Here is a 19,307-nt window from a genome sequence, read left to right as displayed (position 1 = left end):
CGTCTCTTTATGCTCAGCGTATCGTAAAGGATATAAGCTACACGGAATTTGGGCTTGTATCTTTTAATGGAGGAATACAACGCAGCAACAATTTTTTTGTTCACGACACTCACGTTGGTTAAATACGCATTACGCGAAACGCATCCATGATCTCACGGAAGACATGGGTTATTACGTTACGAATAAATTTATCAGGAAATAAAAATGAAATTTATGAAGCCAAAATATCTGGCGCTCTTTATTGCGGCGGCAACCAGCTCCGCATTTGCAGCAGCGCCAGGTGCACCGACGATCGGCTATGGCAATGACAAATTTGCCCTGGTGGAAGTGGATCAGGCTGCCCAGGATTATAACAATCTTGTCAAAGTGCATAACGATGGCGTGGATGTAAAAGTTGAGTGGAACGTCTGGAGTGGTGATGCGCCAACTTCAGCGAAAGTTCTGCTGGACGGACAAACCGTATGGACCGGCGCAGCCGGCGCGACGGGCTCTGCAACGTTTAAAGTGAAAAAAGGCGGGCGTTATCAGGAACAGGTCGAAGTCTGTAACGCCAGCGGCTGTGCGAAAAGCGCCAGCAAGCTGATTATTGTGGCAGACACCGACGGTAGCCACCTGCTGCCGCTGAATACGTCTCTCAAAGAGAATAACAAAGCGTTTGCGAAGCATACCGATAAAGTGGTTGCGGCCTACTTCCCGGAGTGGGGCGTTTATGACCGTAACTTCCCGGTTGATAAGATCCCTGCGGCAAACCTCAACCACATTCTGTACGGCTTCATTCCAATCTGTGGCGGTGACGGCATCAACGACGGCCTGAAAACCATTGAAGGCGGCAACAGCTTCCGCGTGCTCCAGAACGACTGTAAGGGCCGACCTGACTATACCGTGGCGATCCACGACCCATGGGCTGCGCTGCAAAAACCACAGGCTGGCGTCTCCGGCTGGGACGACCCGTATAAAGGTAACTTTGGCCAGCTGATGGCGCTGAAAAAAGCGCATCCGGACCTGAAAGTGCTGCCATCTATCGGCGGCTGGACGCTCTCCGATCCCTTCTTCCACATGGGGGACCCGGCTATCCGCGCACGCTTTGTCTCTTCTGTGAAAGAGTTCCTCCAGACCTGGAAATTCTTTGACGGCGTGGATATCGACTGGGAATTCCCTGGCGGCGGCGGTGTGAGCGAAAACCTGGGCAATCCGCAGCAGGATAAAGCGACCTATACCGCGCTGATGCACGACCTGCGCACCATGCTGAACGAGCTGTCTGCACAGACGGGCCGTACCTATGAACTGACCAGCGCCATCGGTGCAGGCCGCGATAAGATCGAAGACGTGGATTACACTGCCGCTCAGCAGTACCTCGACCACATCTTCCTGATGAGCTATGACTTCTACGGCGGCTGGAGCAACACCGTTCTCGGCCACCAGGCGGCGCTGCGCGCGCCAGCATGGCGTCCGGACACTGACTACACCACTGAAAATGGCGTTAACGCGCTGCTTTCCCAGGGCGTACAACCAGGCAAGATCGTGGTGGGTGCGGGAATGTATGGCCGCGGCTGGACCGGCGTGCATGGCTACACCGGTAACAATCCATTCACCGGCACCGCTACAGGTATGGTGAAAGGGACCTGGGAACCCGGCGTGGTTGACTATCGTCAGATCGTTAACGAATACAAAGGCAAACCAGGCTGGGAATACGGCTACGACGCTGATGCGGAAGCCCCTTACGTCTTCAACAAAACTACCGGCGACCTGATCACGTATGAAGATGCGCGTTCAACCACGGCGAAAGGTAAGTATGTTCTGGCGAATAAACTGGGTGGCCTGTTCGCATGGTCTATCGACTCTGACACCGGTGACATCCTGAACGCGATGAACGAAAGTCTGCTGGGCGGCGACGCTACGCCGGTTGATCCGGTGGTCACCAACCACGCGCCAATCGCGTCCTCTGCCGATCAGAACGTGTCTGGCCCGGTAACCGTCACGCTCGATGGCTCTGCTTCAAGCGATCCTGATGGCGATGCGATTACCTACAAATGGACTCAGGTATCTGGTCCGTCGGTCACCATCACCAACAGCACCAAAGCGAAAGCGACCTTTAACGTTGCCGCCGCGACGTCCGACCAGACCATGGTGTTCCGCCTGACGGTGACCGATGCAAAAGGCCTGAGCAACGCGATTGATGTCCAGGTGGTGAACAAGGCGCCGAAAGCTAACCAGGCACCGGTTTTAAACCCAATGGAAGCGATCACGCTTGAATCAGGTGAAACCTATGCGCTGCATGCCCAGGCCGCGGATCCAGACGGAGATGCGTTGACCTACGCCTGGAGTGTACCAGCAGATATGCACGCTACCGGGACTGACTCCGCGAACGTGAACATCACTGCGCCGGAAGTGAGCTCGACGTCTACCTACACCCTGAGCGTGGTGGTGAGCGACGGTAAGACCAGCGTGCAGTCTAACGTCCAGGTCACCGTGAATCCGAAAGCGGCGCCTGCACCTGTGCCAGATGACGAAGACACTAACCCGGCGGATGACGTTACCCCTCCGGCTGATGATGTGACTCCACCGTCTGACAAAGGGAGCTGCGATGCACCTGTGGATGCTAACGCCAGCAAATATGCGGCGTGGGAATCCAGCAAAATCTACAACGGTGGCGATACCGTAAGCTTCGACCATCTGGTGTGGAAAGCGAAGTACTGGACTCAGGGCAATCAGCCTGGCTTCGGTGTGGATGCATGGGAGCTGGTAAGCAACGTGAAGATGAACTGGCGTTCTGACCTGGTCTACAACGGCGGCGACACCACCACCTATGAAGGAAACGTTTACCGTGCGAAATGGTGGACCCGTGGTGATAATCCAGCCAACAGCGACGTATGGGTAAAAGAAGGCGCATCAACAGACTGCAAATAATCTAACCCATTAATGACTCCCCCTTTTAGAGGGGGAGTGATTCAAAATTCATTTTACAGGATGTTGGTAAGGAGAAATAACCGAAACTGTCAGCAGGTAAAAATGAAAAAGTTGATTTTGTTGTTATTGATAATAAGCCAAAGCGCTCTGGCAAACTGTTGGAATAAAGCGGCGCATTATTATCATGTCGACCCTTATTTACTGTACGCGATAGCGAATGTGGAATCCGGAATGAACCCGTATGCGGTTGGGCAAAACCGCGATGGCACGCGGGATGTCGGGCTGATGCAAATCAACAGTTCGCATTTTACCGCGCTGGAAAGCAGAGGAATCGACGAATACCGGTTAATCACGGAGCCGTGTACCTCGATCATGGTCGGGGCTTCTATCCTTGCCGGGATGATCAGGGTGTATGGCTATAACTGGGAAGCCGTTGGCGCGTATAACGCCGGACTGAAAAAAGAAAATTATCCGCAGAGGATGAAATATGCCCATAAGGTCTGGGCCAAATATCAGCAACTCAAATTAGCAGCACGTTATTAACGTTTTTTATTTTTGAAGAATTCCTGAAGGTGTTCTTCGAAAAGTGAAAACAGCTGAATGTGGTTTATGTATTAACGGAGTAATACCTAAGCCGGGATTTTAACATTTAATTTTAAACGAACAGGAAAACTGAAATGAACAAAAGGACGTTACTGAGTGTACTCATTGCGGGAGCCTGCGTGGCGCCACTCATGGCTCAGGCTGCTAACCTGAAGGAGACCAGCAGTGAGCCGTACACCATCAAAGCCAGCGATCTGGCGAAGAAAGAGAAGGAACTGACGGACTTCCCGCTGATGGCTTCGGTTAAAGAGACCATCCAGACGCTGGATAACGCGCAGGTCGAACTGATTGAGCCAGGCCGGGCGGCGAACCCGGACAACGTTAAACGCGTTGAAGGGATTGTGAAAGCCAGCGACTGGGAATATCTCTTCCCGCTGCGCGCGCAGGCCTATACCTACAGCAACTTCCTGAAAGCCGTGGGTAAATTCCCGGCGCTGTGTAAGACCTACAATGACGGTCGTGACAGCGACGCCATCTGCCGCAAAGAGCTGGCCACCATGTTTGCCCACTTTGCCCAGGAGACCGGCGGCCACGAAAGCTGGCGTCCGGAAGCCGAATGGCGTCAGGCGCTGGTCCACGTACGTGAAATGGGCTGGAGCGAAGGGCAGAAGGGCGGTTATAACGGCGAATGTAACCCGGACGTCTGGCAGGGGCAGACCTGGCCTTGCGGTAAAGATAAAGACGGCGATTTCCTGAGCTACTTCGGTCGTGGTGCGAAACAGTTGTCCTACAATTACAACTACGGTCCATTCTCTGAAGCGATGTACGGCGACGTGCGTACGCTGCTCGACAAACCTGAGCTGGTGGCGGACACCTGGCTGAACCTGGCGAGTGCGATCTTCTTCTTCGCCTATCCGCAGCCGCCAAAACCAAGCATGTTGCAGGTGATCGACGGTACATGGCAGCCGAACGACCACGATAAAGCCAACGGTCTGGTTCCGGGCTTTGGTGTGACCACCCAGATCATCAACGGCGGCGTTGAGTGCGGCGGCCCGACTGAAATTGCGCAGTCTCAAAACCGTATCAAGTACTACAAAGAGTTCGCGAATTACCTGAAAGTGCCTGTTCCGGCGAACGAAGTGTTGGGTTGCGCCAACATGAAGCAGTTCGACGAAGGTGGCGCAGGCGCCCTGAAGATTTACTGGGAACAGGACTGGGGATGGAGCGCGGATACTCCGGACGGCAAAACCTACTCTTGCCAGCTGGTGGGTTACCAGACCCCGTTCAGCGCATTTAAAGACGGTGACTACAGCAAGTGCGTGCAGCACTTCTTTAACGTGAAAATTGTTAACGACGAGGGTTCTTCCGAGACCCCGGACGAAACGCCGGTCACGCCAACACCGACGCCATCTGGTGATGAAACGCCAGCGCCGACACCAACACCAACGCCGGATGAAACGCCGGTTGTGGTGAACCACGCGCCGGTTGCGCAGATTGCCGGTCCGATCGGCGCAGTTGAAGCGGGTGCGCAGGTTTCTCTGAGCGCGGAAGGCTCTACCGATCCAGATGGCAACACGCTGACGTATACCTGGCGTTCCCAGGATGGTCAGACTGTTACCGGTCAGGACAAAGCGGTTGTGACCTTCACCGCGCCAGAGTCTGCGACGGCGCAGCAGTATGAAGTGAGCCTGACCGTCAGCGATGGCGAGCTGAGCAGCACCACGTCTTACCTGCTGAACGTGAAAGCGAAAGCGGCAACGCCATCCGGAGAAGATACGTCTTACCCGGCATGGAGCGCGAACAGCAAGTACAACGCCGGTGATATCGTGAACAACCACGGTAAACTGTTCCAGTGCAAACCGTTCCCGTACAGCGGCTGGTGTAACAACTCTCCAACGTACTATGAACCAGGCGCAGGTCTGGCATGGGCTGAAGCCTGGACGGCGTTATAAACAGCAAACGGCAACCCCCAGGGTTGCCGTTTTAGTGTCTGCACCCTCTCCCGGTGGGAGAGGGCCGGGGTGAGGGCATCAGTCCGCACTCTCTGTTTTTTGCCGGGTGGCGCTGCGCTTATCCGGCCTACATGAGGCTGGAACGCTTACCGGTGCAACTTCCCGTGATCCCGTAACCACGCCGCCGTACGCACTATCCCTTCATCCAGCGAGACAATCGGTTTATACCCCAGCTCGTTCTCCGCCCGCGAAATATCCAGCGTAAAATCAAAGTTGAGCTTCGACACACCGTAATGCGTCAGCGCAGGCTCTTTCGCCGATTTACTGCCAAAGCGCTCCATGCTGCGGGCAATCATGTCCAGCATCGGGTAAGGAACGGAACGGATCCGGCAGTCGATTTTTAACTCGTCAATCAGCCTTTGCACAATGCTGCGCAGGGTACAGGGTTCGCCGTTGGTGATGTTGTACGCGCGGCCCGACACCAGCTTATCGCATTCCGGCTGGCTCGCCAGCCACATGGCGTGAACGGCATTTTCGTAATAGGTCATGTCCACCAGCGCATCGCCGCCGCGCGGTAACAGCACGCTGCCGTAGTGGTGCATCATCTGGGCCAGTCGCGGGATAAAGACTTTGTCGTGCGGCCCAAACAGGCTCTGCGGACGCAGCACGGTAAAGCGGGTGTGCGGGTTTGACTGGGCCAGCAGGTCGATCACCTCTTCGCCCGCCGCTTTACTGCGGGCAAACTCACAGGCGAAGCGCGCCGGGCGGAAATCTTCCTGAATATCACGATGGTGGTGATAGTCGAAATAGAGCGACGGGGAGGAGATATGAATAAAGTTACGCACGCCCCAGGCGACGGCCCATTCGCCCAGACGACGCGTGGCCCGCACGTTGGCGAGATCAAAGGCTTCCTGGGTACCCCACGGAGAGGTAAAACTGGAGCAGTGCCACAGCGTATCGATACCGGCGAGCATCACCTTGGCCTGAGAGGAGACCAGCTCCGTCAGATCGGCATGGACAAATTCAGCGCCCATTTTTTGCAGGAGCTTACCCATCGCCTCATTGCGACCGGTGGCCCTCACGCTGATGCCTTTGTTGCGCAGAAACTCGACCGCATTTCGGCCTAAGCCGCTGGTCGCCCCGGTAACCAGTACCTTCATAACAATCCACTGTGTTGAAAAGAATTTCGTGCGCATTCTTTCGTGAATTACGATGTGTTGCAATGGGAAAGGTGAAAGATTAAGAGTTTTATTTAGTTATTTTCCCGCTTTTCTTCTGCCAGTTGCGCAATCCGTTTCGCCATTCCGCGGAAGATAAACAGGTGTGCCGGGATCATCAGCAACCAGTAAAACAGACCCGGCATTCCGTGCGGATGCCACCATGCCCGAACGTCCAGTTCACGATGGTCGCCGTTGTCCTTGAGGGTGAAGCAGAGCCGCCCCAGCCCCGGCGCCTTCATGCCAAACAGCAGCGCCAGCTGTTTTTCCGGCTCAACAATAATCACTTTCCAGCTGTCGACGGTATCGCCCACCTTCAGCCAGGGATGGGCAGGGCGGCCTTTTGCCAGCCGGTGACCGACCAGCAGATCCAGCGCGCCGCGCGTTTGCCACAGAATATTGCCGAAGAAATAGCGCTCTTTGCCGCCGATCTGGTTCACAACTTCCCACAGCGCTGCCAGGCTGGCCGTGGTTTTTACCGTACAGCCCGCCTGTTTCGGATAATAGCCGTACTCGGGCCGCCAGCGGGCAAACGCCTGCGCGTCATAACCCCAGTCGCTGGAGTTCACCAGCTTCTCTTCCTCTTTCAGCGTGTTGCGCACCGCGTCGTCAAAGCGGATGAGTTCCTGGGGAATTAAGGCGCGCAGCGCGCGATCGTCCGCCAGCAGATCGTGCTTCAACCCCTGGATAAGCGCTTTGGCGGTCGTCGGCGGCACGGAGGTGATCACATTCAAAAACCACACCGATATCCAGCGGGTCGGGAAGGGGATGGGGATCAGCCAGCGGTGGCGGCCACTCACCCGCATAAAATGTTCGAACTGCGCCTGATAGCTCAGCACTTCCGGACCTGCCGCCTCCAGCACGCGATGCTGCTCCGCCGGGTGATCCAGCAATGCCACCAGATAATGGAGTAAATTCTCCAGCGCAATGGGCGTGGTGCGCGAGCGTACCCAGCGCGGCGGCGTCAGCACAGGCAGGTTGTAGACCATATCGCGCATCACTTCGAATGCGGCGGACCCCGCGCCGACGATGATCCCTGCCCGCAGTTCGGTAACGGGGATACGGGCGCTCCGCAGCGTTTCTGCCGTCAGCTGTCGGGCGCGCAGATGGTCTGACTGCTCGTGCTCAGGCGCCTGGAGCGAGCTTAAAAAAATCACCTGCTTCACCGGCGTTTGCAGCAGCGCATCACGAACGTTCATCGCCACCTGACGCTCGTGGGCGATAAAATCGCCGCCTTCGCCCATGCTGTGGACAAGGTAGTAAAGCGTATCGACCCCTTCCAGCAGCGCAGGAAGCGCTTTCGGCCAGCTAAGGTCAACGTTGTGACACGTCACGCCAGGCAAATGTAGCTTTTGCAGGCGTTCCGTGTTGCGTGCCGCTGCCAGCACCTGGTGCCCCTGCTGGCTTAACGCAGTGGTCAGATGCTGACCGATATACCCGCTGGCGCCGAGCACCAGAATACGTTGCGGCACGGTATGCTCCTTAACGCTGTAAAAATGCCTGCCAGTGTTCCACCACCTCGGTCAACTGCTCGCGGTTAACGTCAAGATGCATCACCAGACGCACGACAGGGGAGGCGTTAATCAGCACGCCTCGGGCTTTCATAAAGTCGCCCAGCGCGGCAGCATGCTCATCGCCGACGCGGATAAACAGCATGTTGGTGTCGTGACGCATGACATCAGCGCCGATTTCACGCAGCTGCGCTGCCATCCACGCCGCATTGTCGTGATCGTCTTTCAGGCGTGACACGTTATTTTTCAGGGCGTACAGTCCGGCAGCCGCCAGAATACCCGCCTGACGCATCCCGCCGCCGGTCATTTTGCGCCAGCGGTTGGCGCGCCTGATGTAGTCCGCGCTGCCAACCAGCAGAGAACCTACCGGCGTACCCAGCCCTTTAGAGAGGCAAATGGTGAACGAGTCGCAATATTGGGTGATCGCTTTCAGCTCGCAGCCGTACTCCACCACGGCGTTGAAGATACGTGCGCCGTCAACGTGCAGGCCGAGCTTACGCTCGCGGGTAAAGTCCCGTGCCGCTTTCAGGTATTCGCGCGGCAGGACTTTACCGTTATGGGTGTTTTCGAGGCTCAGCAGTTTAGTGCGGGCGAAGTGAATATCGTCGGCTTTGATTTTCGCCGCGACTTTGTCCAGCGGCAGCGTACCGTCCGGTGCGGCATCGATCGGCTGCGGCTGGATGCTGCCAAGCACCGCCGCACCGCCGGCTTCGTACAGGTAGTTATGCGCCCCCTGGCCGACGATATACTCCTCGCCGCGCTCGCAGTGGCTGAGCAGCGCCACCAGGTTAGCCTGCGTGCCGGTGGGCAGGAACAGGGCAGCCTCTTTACCGCTCAGCTCTGCCGCATAGCGCTGGAGTTCGTTGACCGTCGGGTCATCGCCGTAGACGTCGTCCCCGACCGGGGCGGCCATCATCTCTTCGAGCATGGCGCGGCCCGGACGGGTAACGGTATCACTACGTAAATCAATCATTTCACATCCCTTTAATTTAAGAGGTCTTGTGAAATGTTTTACCTGAGCCAGTTGGTTTTTGCTAGTTCGATCACTTCGTCACCGCGCCCGCTGATGATGGCGCGCAGCATGTAGAGGCTAAAACCTTTGGCCTGTTCCAGCTTGATTTGAGGCGGGATCGCCAGCTCTTCTTTGGCGACCACCACATCCACCAGCACCGGGCCGTCGATGGCGAAGGCGCGTTGCAGGGCGTCGTCCACCTCTGAGGCTTTCTCCACCCTAATACCGGTGATACCGCAGGCTTCGGCGATGCGGGCGAAGTTGGTGTCGTGCAGTTCGGTGCCGTCCGTGAGGTAGCCTCCGGCCTTCATCTCCATCGCCACGAAGCCCAGAACGCTGTTGTTAAAGACCACGATTTTGAGCGGAAGCTTCATCTGCGCCACCGACAGGAAATCCCCCATCAGCATACTGAACCCGCCGTCGCCGCACATCGCCACCACCTGACGTTCCGGTGCCGTCGCCTTTGCACCCAGCGCCTGCGGCATGGCGTTGGCCATTGAGCCATGGTTGAACGACCCAAGCAGGCGACGTTTGCCGTTCATTTTCAGATAGCGCGCGGCCCAGACGGTGGGCGTTCCTACGTCGCAGGTGAAGATGGCATCGTCGTCGGCGAAGTGGCTGATCTGCTGCGCCAGATACTGCGGGTGGATCGCTTTTTCGCTCGGTTTGGCGAGATCGTCCAGCCCCTTGCGCGCATCGCGATAATCGCTCAGGGCTTTATCGAGGAATTTGCGGTCCGTTTTTTCTTCCAGCAGCGGCAGCAGGGCGGCGAGGGTGGATTTGATATCGCCGATAAGCGCCATATCCACCTTGCTGTGCGCGCCGATGCTGCCGGGATTAATGTCGATCTGGATAATTTTGGCATCCGTCGGGTAGAACGCGCGGTACGGGAACTGGGTGCCGAGCAGGATCAGCGTGTCGGCGTTCATCATGGTGTGGAAGCCGCTGGAAAAACCGATCAGCCCGGTCATGCCGACATCGTACGGGTTATCGTATTCAACGTGCTCTTTCCCGCGCAGGGCGTGCACAACTGGCGCCTTCAGCTTACCGGCAAATTCCACCAGCTCTTTATGCGCGCCGGCGCAGCCGCTGCCGCACATCAGGGCGATATTGCTGGAGTATCGCAGCAGCTGTGCCAGCTTTTTCAGCTCTTCTTCGGCAGGGGTAATGGTTGGCTGGGGCGCAGAGTACCAGTGGGTGGTGGCGGTTTCAGGTGCGGCCTTCAGCGCCACGTCCCCCGGCAGCACAACCACCGAAACCCCGCGATTCAGGATCGCCTTACGCATGGCTATCGCCAGCACCTGTGGGATCTGCTCCGGCGATGAGACCAGCTCGCAATAGTGGCTGCATTCACGGAACAGCTCCTGCGGATGCGTCTCCTGAAAATAGCCGCTACCGATTTCAGATGACGGAATGTGAGCCGCAATCGCCAGCACCGGAACATGGTTGCGGTGACAGTCGAACAGACCGTTGATGAGGTGCAGGTTTCCCGGTCCGCAGGAACCTGCACAGACGGCGAGTTCACCCGTAAGCTGCGCTTCGGCACCGGCGGCAAAGGCGGCGACTTCTTCATGGCGGGTGGGCATCCACTCAATAGTTTTCATCTTGTTAAGGCTATCGCTGAGTCCGTTCAGAGAATCGCCAGTGACGCCCCAGATACGCTTTACGCCAGCCTGCTCAAGGGTTTTCGCTATGTATGCAGCCACAGTTTGTTTCATGGTTGTCCGTCTCCTTTTTGTGATATCGCTTACAAGCTTAGAAGAAAGTCGCTGTATTGCCTGCTCAGTATTCTTTATGTACAGGTGGTTTTTCTGCGCGACGCGCCGCCAGCGGGCTGAGGTTGGGGCGGGAGGAAGCGGGTTTGCAGACCCTTTTTTCCTGATGGTGCATAAGTTGTTGATTTTATATGGTTAGGCTGAAGGGGAATAAAAAAGGGGTTGGAGGGAGTTTTTGAGGTATTGGTTTATCAGACAAAGGGATAGATGTAGATTGCTTCAGTTCACTGCCGGGCAGGCAGCTTAGAAAGTTAAGCCCGATTTGCGGAGCTGAAACACTGACGTTCACTGCCGGGCAGGCAGCTTAGAAATACGGCGACACCGACACGCGCCAGCGTGTTTTGTTCACTGCCGGGCAGGCAGCTTAGAAATCTTGCCTGATTTGCTCATGCCTTTAGTCACGGTTCACTGCCGTACAGGCCGTAGGCACAATGTAGGCCGGGTAAACGTAGTGCCACCCGGCAAAAAGCCCGGTGGCGCTGACGCTTACCGGGCCTACAGAGGTTCCAAAGGCAAATGCGCTGGCCTGCATGGGCAAAAAGCCCGGTGGCGCTGACGCTTACCGGGCCTACAGGGTTCCAAAGGCAAAAGCGCTGGCCTGCACGGGCAAAAAGCCCGGTGGCGCTGACGCTTACCGGGCCTACAGGGGTTACAAAGGCATATGCGCTGGCCTGCATGGGCAAAAAGCCCGGTGGCGCTGACGCTTACCGGGCCTACAGGAGTTTCAAAGGCAAATGAGCTGGCCTGCACGGACAAAAAAGCCCGGTGGCGCTGACGCTTACCGGGCCTACAGGTGAACCACGACAGATTATGCGAGGACAAGATCGCCCTGCGGATGGCACGAACATGCCAGCACATAGCCCTCCGCGATTTCCGCGTCGGTCAGCGTCATGGTGCTGGTGACCGTGTACTCACCGGAAACCACTTTGGTCTTACAGCAACCGCACACCCCGGCGCGACAGGCCGCTGCCACCGGTACGTTGTTGCTTTCCAGCGCTTCAAGCAGCGTGGTGCCCACGCGGCCAAAGAAGGTCTGCGCCGGTTGCAGCTTCGTGAACTTCATCCCGCTGGTCGCCGCTTCAGCTACAGGCGTGAAGAACTGCTCTTTGAAGAAGCGGGTCACGCCGAGCGCTTTCACTTCTTTCTCCACGATCTCCATGTACGGCGCCGGGCCGCAGGTCATCACGATGCGGTTCGCAATATCCGGCACGCTTTGCAGCAGCTCGCGGCTCAGGCGCCCCGCGACAAAACCGTGCGTCGCGTTGTGCTCGGCCACCAGCGTCACCGGATAGTTGCGCCATTCTTCGGCAAAAATCACATCTTCCGGGGAACGAACGCTGAAAATCACCTGCACGTCGGCCTGAGGTCGGTATTTCGCCAGCCAGCGACGCATCGACATAATCGGCGTCACGCCACAACCCGCCGCCAGCAGCAGGAATTTATCTTCCGTCTTGTCGTCACAGGTAAACTCGCCCTGCGCGTCAGACAGCCAGATGTAATCCCCGCGCTTCACGTCCCGGGTCAGCCACTCGGATCCTGCGCCGTCATCAATACGACGAACGGTGAGCGTAATGTACTCGCTCACGCCCGGCGTGGAGGAGATCGTGTAGGCGCGCAGAGTATCCGCCGAATTACGCACGCTCACCAGCGCATACTGGCCCGCGCGGTACGGATAATAGTCATGGCACAGCAGCGACAGCGTCCACACATCCGGCGTCTCCTGATGGATGTGATGAACCTGCATCCGCCACGGACATTGTGAGGTTGGCATGGTCATGAGTTACTCCTTACGCGCTCAGCAGTTGCTTCATATCATCTTCAACGTTGGTCACAGAACGCAGACCAAATTTCTCGTTCAGGATGGCCAGCAGATCCGGCGTCAGGAAGCCTGGCGCGGTCGGCCCGGTGACGATGTTGGTCACGCCGAGAGAGAGCAGGGTCAACAGGATAACGATCGCTTTCTGCTCGAACCAGGAGAGCACCAGCGACAGCGGCAGATCGTTCACGCCGCAGCCCAGTTTCTCTGCCAGCGTGACCGCCAGAATGATGGCTGAATATGCATCGTTACACTGACCCGCATCCACCAGGCGCGGCAGACCTTCGATGTTGCCGAAGTCCAGCTTGTTGAAACGGTACTTACCGCAGGCCAGGGTCAGGATCAGACAGTCTTCCGGTACGCGGGTGGCGAAATCGGTGAAGTAGTTACGTTCCCCGCGCGCGCCGTCACAGCCGCCGATCAGGAAGATGTGACGCAGTTTTTCACGGCTGACGAGGTCAATCAGGGAATCCGCCGCACCCAGCAGGGTTTCACGACCAAAACCGACGGTGATGAGGTGCGGAATTTCGCTGTACGGGAAGCCTGCCATCTGCTGCGCCTGAGCGATAACCGGACCGAAATCGTCGCCTTCAAGGTGGCTCACGCCCGGCCAGCCGACGATGCTGCGGGTCCAGATACGGTCGTCATACGCGCCGACGGTCGGGTCGATGATGCAGTTAGAGGTCATGACGATTGGGCCAGGGAAGCGGGCGAACTCCACCTGCTGGTTCTGCCAGCCGCTGCCGTAGTTACCGATCAGATGCTTAAATTTACGCAGCTCCGGGTAACCGTGCGCGGGCAGCATTTCGCCGTGGGTATAAACGTTAACGCCGGTGCCTTCGGTCTGCTTCAGCAGGTTGTAGAGATCTTTCAGGTCATGACCGGAGATCAGGATGCATTTGCCTTCGGTCGCTTTGACGTTGACCTGCGTTGGCGTTGGGTGGCCGTAGGTGCTGGTTTCACCGGCATCCAGAATGCTCATCACTTTGAAGTTCATCTGGCCGATTTCCATCGAGCATTCCAGCAGGGCGTTCATATCGGAAGGCCAGGTGCCCAGCCAGGCCATGATTTTGTGGTACTGGGCGTAAATAGCGTTGTCGTACTGGCCGAGTACGTGCGCGTGTTCCATATAGGCCGCGGCACCTTTCAGACCGTACAGGCACAGCAGGCGCAGGCCGAGGATGTTTTCGCCAATCGCCGCTTTGTCTTTATTGGGAGTAAATTCTGCGGCCTGACGCTGTAGCTCGCCCAGGTCGTCGCTCACCAGCTGTAGCTCCGCCATCGGGTTGTCCACGCGGGCGCTGGCGTCGGCATTCAGGCACTGCGCTTTCAGGGCTTCACGCAGGGCAATCGCTTCGCGGGCATAGCCCACAATGCGTGGAGAATCGAAGTTAACGTTGGTCAGCGTGGAGAAAAATGCGCGCGGCGCAAAGCTGTCGACATAGTGATCAACAATGCCATATTCACGGGCTTTGAAGGCCCAGGCGGACAAGCCTTGCAGCGCCGCAATCAGCAGATCCTGGAGATCGGATGTTTCAGCGGTTTTGCCGCACATACCCTGCGCGTAAGAGCAGCCGTTGCCTGCTGGGGTACGGATGGTTTGTTCACATTGCACACAAAACATAATCACACCTGTTAAAGTTATATTTGAGATACATGTTTAAGGTTATGCCTGTGCCACAGCAGAGAAAAGTGCTTTCTTATACTAAGTGGAGGGTTATTGATTTAGCGCAATTTTGGCGGCAGGTTCACTACCGCCAAAGCAGTATCAGGCTGAGAAGAACGCCATCAGAATGGGGACCAGCAGGCTCAGAATAAAGCCGTGTACGATGGCGGCAGGAACCATCTCCAGCCCTCCCGAGCGCTGTAACACCGGCAGGGTAAAGTCCATTGAGGTGGCCCCGCACAGGCCCAGCGCGGTAGAGCGGCTGCGGCGTACCAGGCCGGGGATCAGCATGATGGCTATCAGCTCGCGCGCCAGATCGTTAAAGAAGGCGGCGCTGCCGATCACCGGACCAAACGATTCGGTCAGCAGAATACCGGAGAGCGAATACCAGCCGAAACCGGACGCCATCGCCAGGCTGGTTTTCAGCGGCAGATCGAGAATAAAGGCGTTAATCACTCCCCCCGCCAGTGAGCTGGCCACAACGATAACGGCAACCATCATGCCCCGGCGGTTAAGGACAATCTGTTTCAGCGTCATGCCATTATTTCGCAGCTGAATACCAATCAGGAAGAGCAGGAAAATAAGCGTATATTCGCTGGCCTCCGTTGCGTGCTGTAAAAATGCCCAGCCGGTCAGACCCAGTAAAAAACCGAGTACCACCACGCCGCATAGTTTTAATGATTCCAGCGCCATCGCAATACGGGAGGGAAGCTTTTCCTGATGGTGGTGATTTTTCCAGGGAATAGTGCGTTCCAGCCAGAACAGCGCAGCAATATTGCACAGCAGAATAACCACTACCGTAACCGCAGAATAATGCAGGATGGAAAGCAAGTTCGTCGCCAGATTATCCAGGAAGGCCAGGCTGATCCCCATAAAGAACAGAATGACGTAAACAATCCAGCTGAGAAAACGATTAATAAGCTTTAAGGCCGATTCATGACGCAGCGGAATAAGGTAGCCCACAATCAGGGGCAGAAGAATGATGAGGAGTCCTGAGAACATGAACAGCCGGTCCTTTTGAGTTTTCGTTAAGCGCCAGAGACACTACCCAATAAAGGCTGTACAGTAAAGCGGCAAAAGAAAGCCGGGTGGCGGCTGCGCCTTACCCGGCTTGTCTATTTGGGGTGGTGCGGCCTGATGCCCTCACCCCGGCCCTCTCCCACAGGGAGAGGGGGAAAACCATTAATCGTGTTTTTCCAGCAGGGTGCGATACAGCACGCCGCCCAGAATACCGCCGATAATAGGCATCACCCAGAACAGCCACAGCTGTTCAAGCGCCCAGCCGCCCTGGAAAATAGCCACCGCGGTGCTGCGCGCCGGGTTAACGGAGGTGTTGGTCACCGGAATGGAGATGAGGTGGATCAGCGTCAACGCCAGACCAATAGCGATGGGGGCAAAGCCCGCAGGCGCGTATTTGTCCGTTGCGCCGTGGATCACCAACAGGAAGCCTGCGGTGAGCACAATTTCAATCACGATGGCAGACAGCATCGAGTAGCCGCCTGGAGAGTGTTCGCCGAAGCCGTTCGACGCAAATCCGCTGGCCGCGGCGTCAAACCCGGCTTTACCGCTGGCAATTACGTACAGCACCGCCGCGGCAATAATACCGCCAATAACCTGGGCAATAATATAGCCAACAATATCTTTCGCCGGGAAACGTCCGCCCGCCCATAATCCTAATGTGACGGCCGGGTTGAAATGACCGCCGGAAATATGCCCCACGGCGAATGCCATGGTTAATACAGTTAAACCGAATGCCAGCGCGACGCCGACAAAGCCAATACCTAATTCCGGAAATGCGGCTGCCAGTACTGCGCTACCGCAGCCACCAAACACCAGCCAGAATGTACCAAAGCATTCTGCCGCTAATTTTCTGAACATAACCACCTCAATAATAAACGTCCGCGCCCATTCCTGCGCGCGGGTTATATCGCCATAAAGGGATGACGACTCAAAGAGCCAGTATTTTGAAACCATCAACATCCCTTCGCCACTCAAATAAATTCACTAAATTTGATTTAAGGCAATGTGATGTCAATCCTTGTTCAGATAGGAGGTAATAAGAGCATAGCCCAATAATTAAGGGGGCGTATATTCTGCTGTCGTGACCCACAGCCTGCCGCTATACTGCTGATAACTTGAAGGAAAAAGTGGCCGAATTGCGGGGGATGTATGCTACTCGAACGTGTGGAGATTGTCGGGTTTCGCGGGATTAACCGCCTGTCGCTGCAACTGGAACAGAACAACGTCCTGATAGGCGAAAATGCCTGGGGTAAATCCAGCCTGCTGGATGCCCTGACGCTGCTACTTTCGCCCGAAGAGAACTTGTACCACTTCGTTCATGATGACTTCTGGTTTCCGCCAGGGGATGTCAACGGACGCGAGAAACACCTGCATATCATTCTGACCTTCCGCGAATCCGAGCCCGGCCGCCATCGCGTGCGTCGTTTTCGCCCTATGTCGCCCTGCTGGGTGCCCTGTGAAGATGGTTTCCAGCGTATTTTCTATCGCCTTGAGGGCGAAATGGCGCAAAACGACGGGGTGTTAACCCTGCGTGAATTTCTTGATGAGAAGGGAAATCCGATCCCGCTCGATAATATTGACGAGCTTGCCCGCCATCTTATCCGCCTCTCCCCCGTGCTGCGCTTACGAGACGCGCGCTTTATGCGGCGGATCCGTAACGGCACCGTGCCGAATATGCCCGAGGTGGAAGTGACCGCCCGCGAACTGGATTTCCTCGCCCGTGAACTGGTCTCACGGCCGCAGAACCTCACCGACGGCCAGATCCGTCAGGGACTGTCTGCCATGGTGCAACTGCTGGAGCACTATTTCTCCGAGCAGGGAACGGGGCAGGCGCGCCACCGTCTGATGCGTCGCCGCTCGCACGATGAACAACGAAGCTGGCGCTATCTCGATATTATCAACCGCATGATCGACCGCCCCGGCGGGCGCACGCATCGGGTGATCCTGCTGGGATTATTCTCCACGCTTTTACAGGCGAAAGGGACGGTGCGCCTGGATCGGGACGCGCGCCCGCTGCTGCTGGTGGAAGATCCGGAAACGCGGCTGCACCCGATTATGCTTTCCGTGGCGTGGCATCTTCTTAATTTGCTACCGTTGCAGCGAGTCACCACCACGAATTCCGGAGAGCTGCTCTCTCTGACGCCGGTGGAGTATGTCTGCCGCCTGGTGCGTGAATCGTCGCGGGTCACCGCTTACCGGCTCGGGCCCGGCGGGTTAAATGCCGAAGATGGCCGACGAATTGCGTTTCATATCCGTTTTAACCGTGCCTCTTCCCTGTTTGCCCGCTGCTGGTTGCTGGTGGAAGGGGAAACGGAAACCTGGGTGATAAACGAGCTGGCTCGCCAGTGCGGACACCACTTTGACGCCGAAGGGATCAAAGTGATCGAATTTGCTCAGTCTGGCTTAAAACCGCTGATCAAATTTGCGCGCCGGATGGGGATAGAGTGGCACGTACTGGTGGATGGCGATGAGGCGGGTAAAAAATATGCGGCGACCGTGCGCAGCCTGCTCAATAACGATCGTGAAGAGGAGCGGGAACATCTGACCGCGCTGCCTGCGATGGACATGGAGCACTTTATGTACCGCCAGGGATTTGACGACGTCTTTCACCGCGTGGCGATGATCCCGGTAGATGTGCCCATGAATATGCGCCGGGTGATTGCCAAAGCTATCCATCGGTCGTCAAAACCGGATTTGGCCATTGAAGTTGCGACGGAAGCGGGCAGGCGAGGCGTGGAGTCGGTGCCCACGCTGCTGCGTAAAATGTTCTCCCGCGTCCTCTGGCTGGCTCGCGGGAGGGCCGATTAACGGGCAGTCGCCTGCGAAACCTGTTGGATCAGGCTATCAAGCAGGGCATAGCGGCGGCGGTATTCGGACCGTTTTTTACTCGCAATCTCTTCCATCGGTTTGCGTGGCATGGTCAGCGGCAGGGCAAAGTTGCCGTTATCCTGCTGCTGTCCGCCAAGGGAGCGCCAGAAGCTGTCATAGTCAGCCAGCAATTTTCCCTCTTTTTTCTTGCGATAGCGCCAGCTGCGGTAGATGTGGGTGGCGTTACTCACCGCGAGGATCTGCTCGACCGGGAAGGCGCCTGCCAGCGTCATGACCGCTTCAACCAGCAGACGTTTTGGGAACAGTCCGTGACAGGCTTTGGTCGCCAGCTGAATGTGCTCGTGCGGGACATGCGCTTTCGCCCCCTGCATTCCGCCGATGAAGAGCGTTGGCTTGCCCTGGTATGTGCACAGCGTAAAGGTCAGCTCGGCCAGCACCGTGTTCTGGTGGTCGCAAAAAGTGAGGGTCGCTTCCCCTTCTTTGTCCAGAAACGCATCCGCGCTCAGGCGAACGCTAAACTGCTGCTCCTCTTTGCCCGTTAACGTCACCAGCATAATGCCCTGGCTGGAGAGGTAACCGTTCAGCAGCGACGCCGGAAGATGGCGGCTCATCATCTCATAGTGATCGTTCAATGCGTCCAGCGTAGTCTGACGGCCCATATTGACGGTCAGCCACGGCCGGTGCAGGCGGCACGGCAGGCCGGGCTGCACGCGCAGGATCTGCATCAGACGGGGCTGTTTTGCAAGATTTCCGAGCAGGCGCGCAGTGGTGAACGGCGTTGCCAGCGAGCGCAACATAAACTTACGTCGATAGGCCGGATTTTGCCACGCCAGCCCCGGCGTGAGGGCACCCGATGCCAGGCTTTTAAACAGTTGCCAGCCCGATTTAGGCTGGGGCAGCGTTGAATAAGGTGTATCGACGATGGAAGACATGTTAGATCCTGCTTCTTGTGGAATATCGCTATTTCAGCAGGCGCTTTATCAACATCGGGTAAACAATTCCCGACGATTACGGGGATCGGGGGTTTCGTTGAGGAGTGGTTTAGATAAAATCAACGGT

Annotated in this window: 14 protein-coding genes; 4 read left to right on the top strand and 10 right to left on the bottom strand. The window is 56.7% G+C overall.

Going from position 1 to position 19,307, the window contains the following annotated elements; all coding sequences use genetic code 11:
- The first annotated feature begins 204 nt into the window (after positions 1-204).
- The 3 genes from ACOTYH_RS03025 to ACOTYH_RS03015 all read left to right on the top strand — a co-directional run bounded on the left by ACOTYH_RS03025 (position 205) and on the right by ACOTYH_RS03015 (position 5,402).
- The gene (locus ACOTYH_RS03025) at positions 205-2,907 is read left to right on the top strand and encodes a glycosyl hydrolase family 18 protein (protein WP_048973285.1); all 2,703 of its coding nucleotides are present in this window, start codon (positions 205-207) and stop codon (positions 2,905-2,907) included.
- Between the two features lie 102 nt (positions 2,908-3,009).
- Complete coding sequence (gene iagB, locus ACOTYH_RS03020) at positions 3,010-3,450, top strand: type III secretion system invasion protein IagB (protein WP_017384854.1); 441 nt, start codon at positions 3,010-3,012, stop codon at positions 3,448-3,450.
- Between the two features lie 134 nt (positions 3,451-3,584).
- Positions 3,585-5,402 (top strand): glycoside hydrolase family 19 protein, encoded by a 1,818-nt coding sequence (locus ACOTYH_RS03015; RefSeq protein WP_421637549.1) that lies wholly within the window; start codon positions 3,585-3,587, stop codon positions 5,400-5,402.
- A gap of 146 nt (positions 5,403-5,548) precedes the next feature.
- On the opposite strand, the gene ACOTYH_RS03010 is transcribed toward ACOTYH_RS03015, so the two are convergent.
- The 9 genes from ACOTYH_RS03010 to aqpZ all read right to left on the bottom strand — a co-directional run bounded on the left by ACOTYH_RS03010 (position 5,549) and on the right by aqpZ (position 16,277).
- The gene (locus tag ACOTYH_RS03010) at positions 5,549-6,562 is read right to left on the bottom strand and encodes an NAD-dependent epimerase/dehydratase family protein (RefSeq protein ID WP_017384852.1); all 1,014 of its coding nucleotides are present in this window, start codon (positions 6,560-6,562) and stop codon (positions 5,549-5,551) included.
- A gap of 92 nt (positions 6,563-6,654) precedes the next feature.
- The gene (locus ACOTYH_RS03005) at positions 6,655-8,091 is read right to left on the bottom strand and encodes an SDR family oxidoreductase (protein ID WP_023296207.1); all 1,437 of its coding nucleotides are present in this window, start codon (positions 8,089-8,091) and stop codon (positions 6,655-6,657) included.
- Between the two features lie 10 nt (positions 8,092-8,101).
- The gene (ltaE, locus tag ACOTYH_RS03000) at positions 8,102-9,103 is read right to left on the bottom strand and encodes a low-specificity L-threonine aldolase (RefSeq protein ID WP_421637548.1); all 1,002 of its coding nucleotides are present in this window, start codon (positions 9,101-9,103) and stop codon (positions 8,102-8,104) included.
- A 38-nt stretch (positions 9,104-9,141) separates the two neighbouring features.
- The gene (poxB, locus tag ACOTYH_RS02995; protein ID WP_017693711.1) at positions 9,142-10,860 is read right to left on the bottom strand and encodes a ubiquinone-dependent pyruvate dehydrogenase; all 1,719 of its coding nucleotides are present in this window, start codon (positions 10,858-10,860) and stop codon (positions 9,142-9,144) included.
- Between the two features lie 451 nt (positions 10,861-11,311).
- A complete protein-coding gene (locus tag ACOTYH_RS02990) occupies positions 11,312-11,449 on the bottom strand; it encodes a hypothetical protein (protein ID WP_154232877.1) in 138 nt (45 codons plus the stop codon).
- A 276-nt stretch (positions 11,450-11,725) separates the two neighbouring features.
- Positions 11,726-12,694, bottom strand: coding sequence for an NADH oxidoreductase (hcr, locus tag ACOTYH_RS02985; protein WP_017384848.1), 969 nt, complete (start codon positions 12,692-12,694; stop codon positions 11,726-11,728).
- A gap of 10 nt (positions 12,695-12,704) precedes the next feature.
- Positions 12,705-14,357: a hydroxylamine reductase gene (gene hcp / locus ACOTYH_RS02980; RefSeq protein ID WP_017384847.1), complete on the bottom strand. Its 1,653-nt coding sequence runs from the start codon at positions 14,355-14,357 to the stop codon at positions 12,705-12,707.
- A 144-nt stretch (positions 14,358-14,501) separates the two neighbouring features.
- Complete coding sequence (locus ACOTYH_RS02975; RefSeq protein ID WP_015570988.1) at positions 14,502-15,401, bottom strand: lysine exporter LysO family protein; 900 nt, start codon at positions 15,399-15,401, stop codon at positions 14,502-14,504.
- A gap of 180 nt (positions 15,402-15,581) precedes the next feature.
- Positions 15,582-16,277 carry an aquaporin Z gene (aqpZ, locus tag ACOTYH_RS02970; RefSeq protein ID WP_047746895.1) on the bottom strand — a complete coding sequence of 232 codons (696 nt, stop codon included), beginning with the start codon at positions 16,275-16,277 and terminating at the stop codon, positions 15,582-15,584.
- A gap of 291 nt (positions 16,278-16,568) precedes the next feature.
- On the opposite strand from aqpZ, the gene ACOTYH_RS02965 reads away from it, so the two are divergent.
- A complete protein-coding gene (locus ACOTYH_RS02965) occupies positions 16,569-18,227 on the top strand; it encodes an ATP-dependent endonuclease (RefSeq protein ID WP_017693708.1) in 1,659 nt (552 codons plus the stop codon).
- Here ACOTYH_RS02965 and ACOTYH_RS02960 read toward each other — a convergent pair.
- Positions 18,224-19,180 (bottom strand): VirK/YbjX family protein, encoded by a 957-nt coding sequence (locus tag ACOTYH_RS02960; protein ID WP_086625914.1) that lies wholly within the window; start codon positions 19,178-19,180, stop codon positions 18,224-18,226. The genes ACOTYH_RS02965 and ACOTYH_RS02960 overlap by 4 nt on opposite strands.
- Positions 19,181-19,307 lie beyond the last annotated feature (127 nt).

It is taken from the genome of Enterobacter cloacae complex sp. SHL001, assembly GCF_049236825.1.
In the GTDB taxonomy this organism is placed as follows: domain Bacteria; phylum Pseudomonadota; class Gammaproteobacteria; order Enterobacterales; family Enterobacteriaceae; genus Enterobacter; species Enterobacter hormaechei_C.
This window is presented reverse-complemented; position numbering and strand designations above follow the sequence as displayed.

Bases quoted from the DNA above. Each gene is read 5' to 3' on its own strand.
- ACOTYH_RS03025 (WP_048973285.1), top strand. From the start codon at position 205: ATGAAATTTATGAAGCCAAAATATCTGGCGCTCTTTATTGCGGCGGCA.
- iagB (WP_017384854.1), top strand. From the start codon at position 3,010: ATGAAAAAGTTGATTTTGTTGTTATTGATAATAAGCCAAAGCGCTCTG.
- ACOTYH_RS03015 (WP_421637549.1), top strand. From the start codon at position 3,585: ATGAACAAAAGGACGTTACTGAGTGTACTCATTGCGGGAGCCTGCGTG.
- ACOTYH_RS03010 (WP_017384852.1), bottom strand. From the start codon at position 6,562: ATGAAGGTACTGGTTACCGGGGCGACCAGCGGCTTAGGCCGAAATGCG.
- ltaE (WP_421637548.1), bottom strand. From the start codon at position 9,103: ATGATTGATTTACGTAGTGATACCGTTACCCGTCCGGGCCGCGCCATG.
- poxB (WP_017693711.1), bottom strand. From the start codon at position 10,860: ATGAAACAAACTGTGGCTGCATACATAGCGAAAACCCTTGAGCAGGCT.
- ACOTYH_RS02990 (WP_154232877.1), bottom strand. From the start codon at position 11,449: ATGCAGGCCAGCGCATTTGCCTTTGGAACCTCTGTAGGCCCGGTAAGC.
- hcr (WP_017384848.1), bottom strand. From the start codon at position 12,694: ATGACCATGCCAACCTCACAATGTCCGTGGCGGATGCAGGTTCATCAC.
- hcp (WP_017384847.1), bottom strand. From the start codon at position 14,357: ATGTTTTGTGTGCAATGTGAACAAACCATCCGTACCCCAGCAGGCAAC.
- ACOTYH_RS02975 (WP_015570988.1), bottom strand. From the start codon at position 15,401: ATGTTCTCAGGACTCCTCATCATTCTTCTGCCCCTGATTGTGGGCTAC.
- aqpZ (WP_047746895.1), bottom strand. From the start codon at position 16,277: ATGTTCAGAAAATTAGCGGCAGAATGCTTTGGTACATTCTGGCTGGTG.
- ACOTYH_RS02965 (WP_017693708.1), top strand. From the start codon at position 16,569: ATGCTACTCGAACGTGTGGAGATTGTCGGGTTTCGCGGGATTAACCGC.
- ACOTYH_RS02960 (WP_086625914.1), bottom strand. From the start codon at position 19,180: ATGTCTTCCATCGTCGATACACCTTATTCAACGCTGCCCCAGCCTAAA.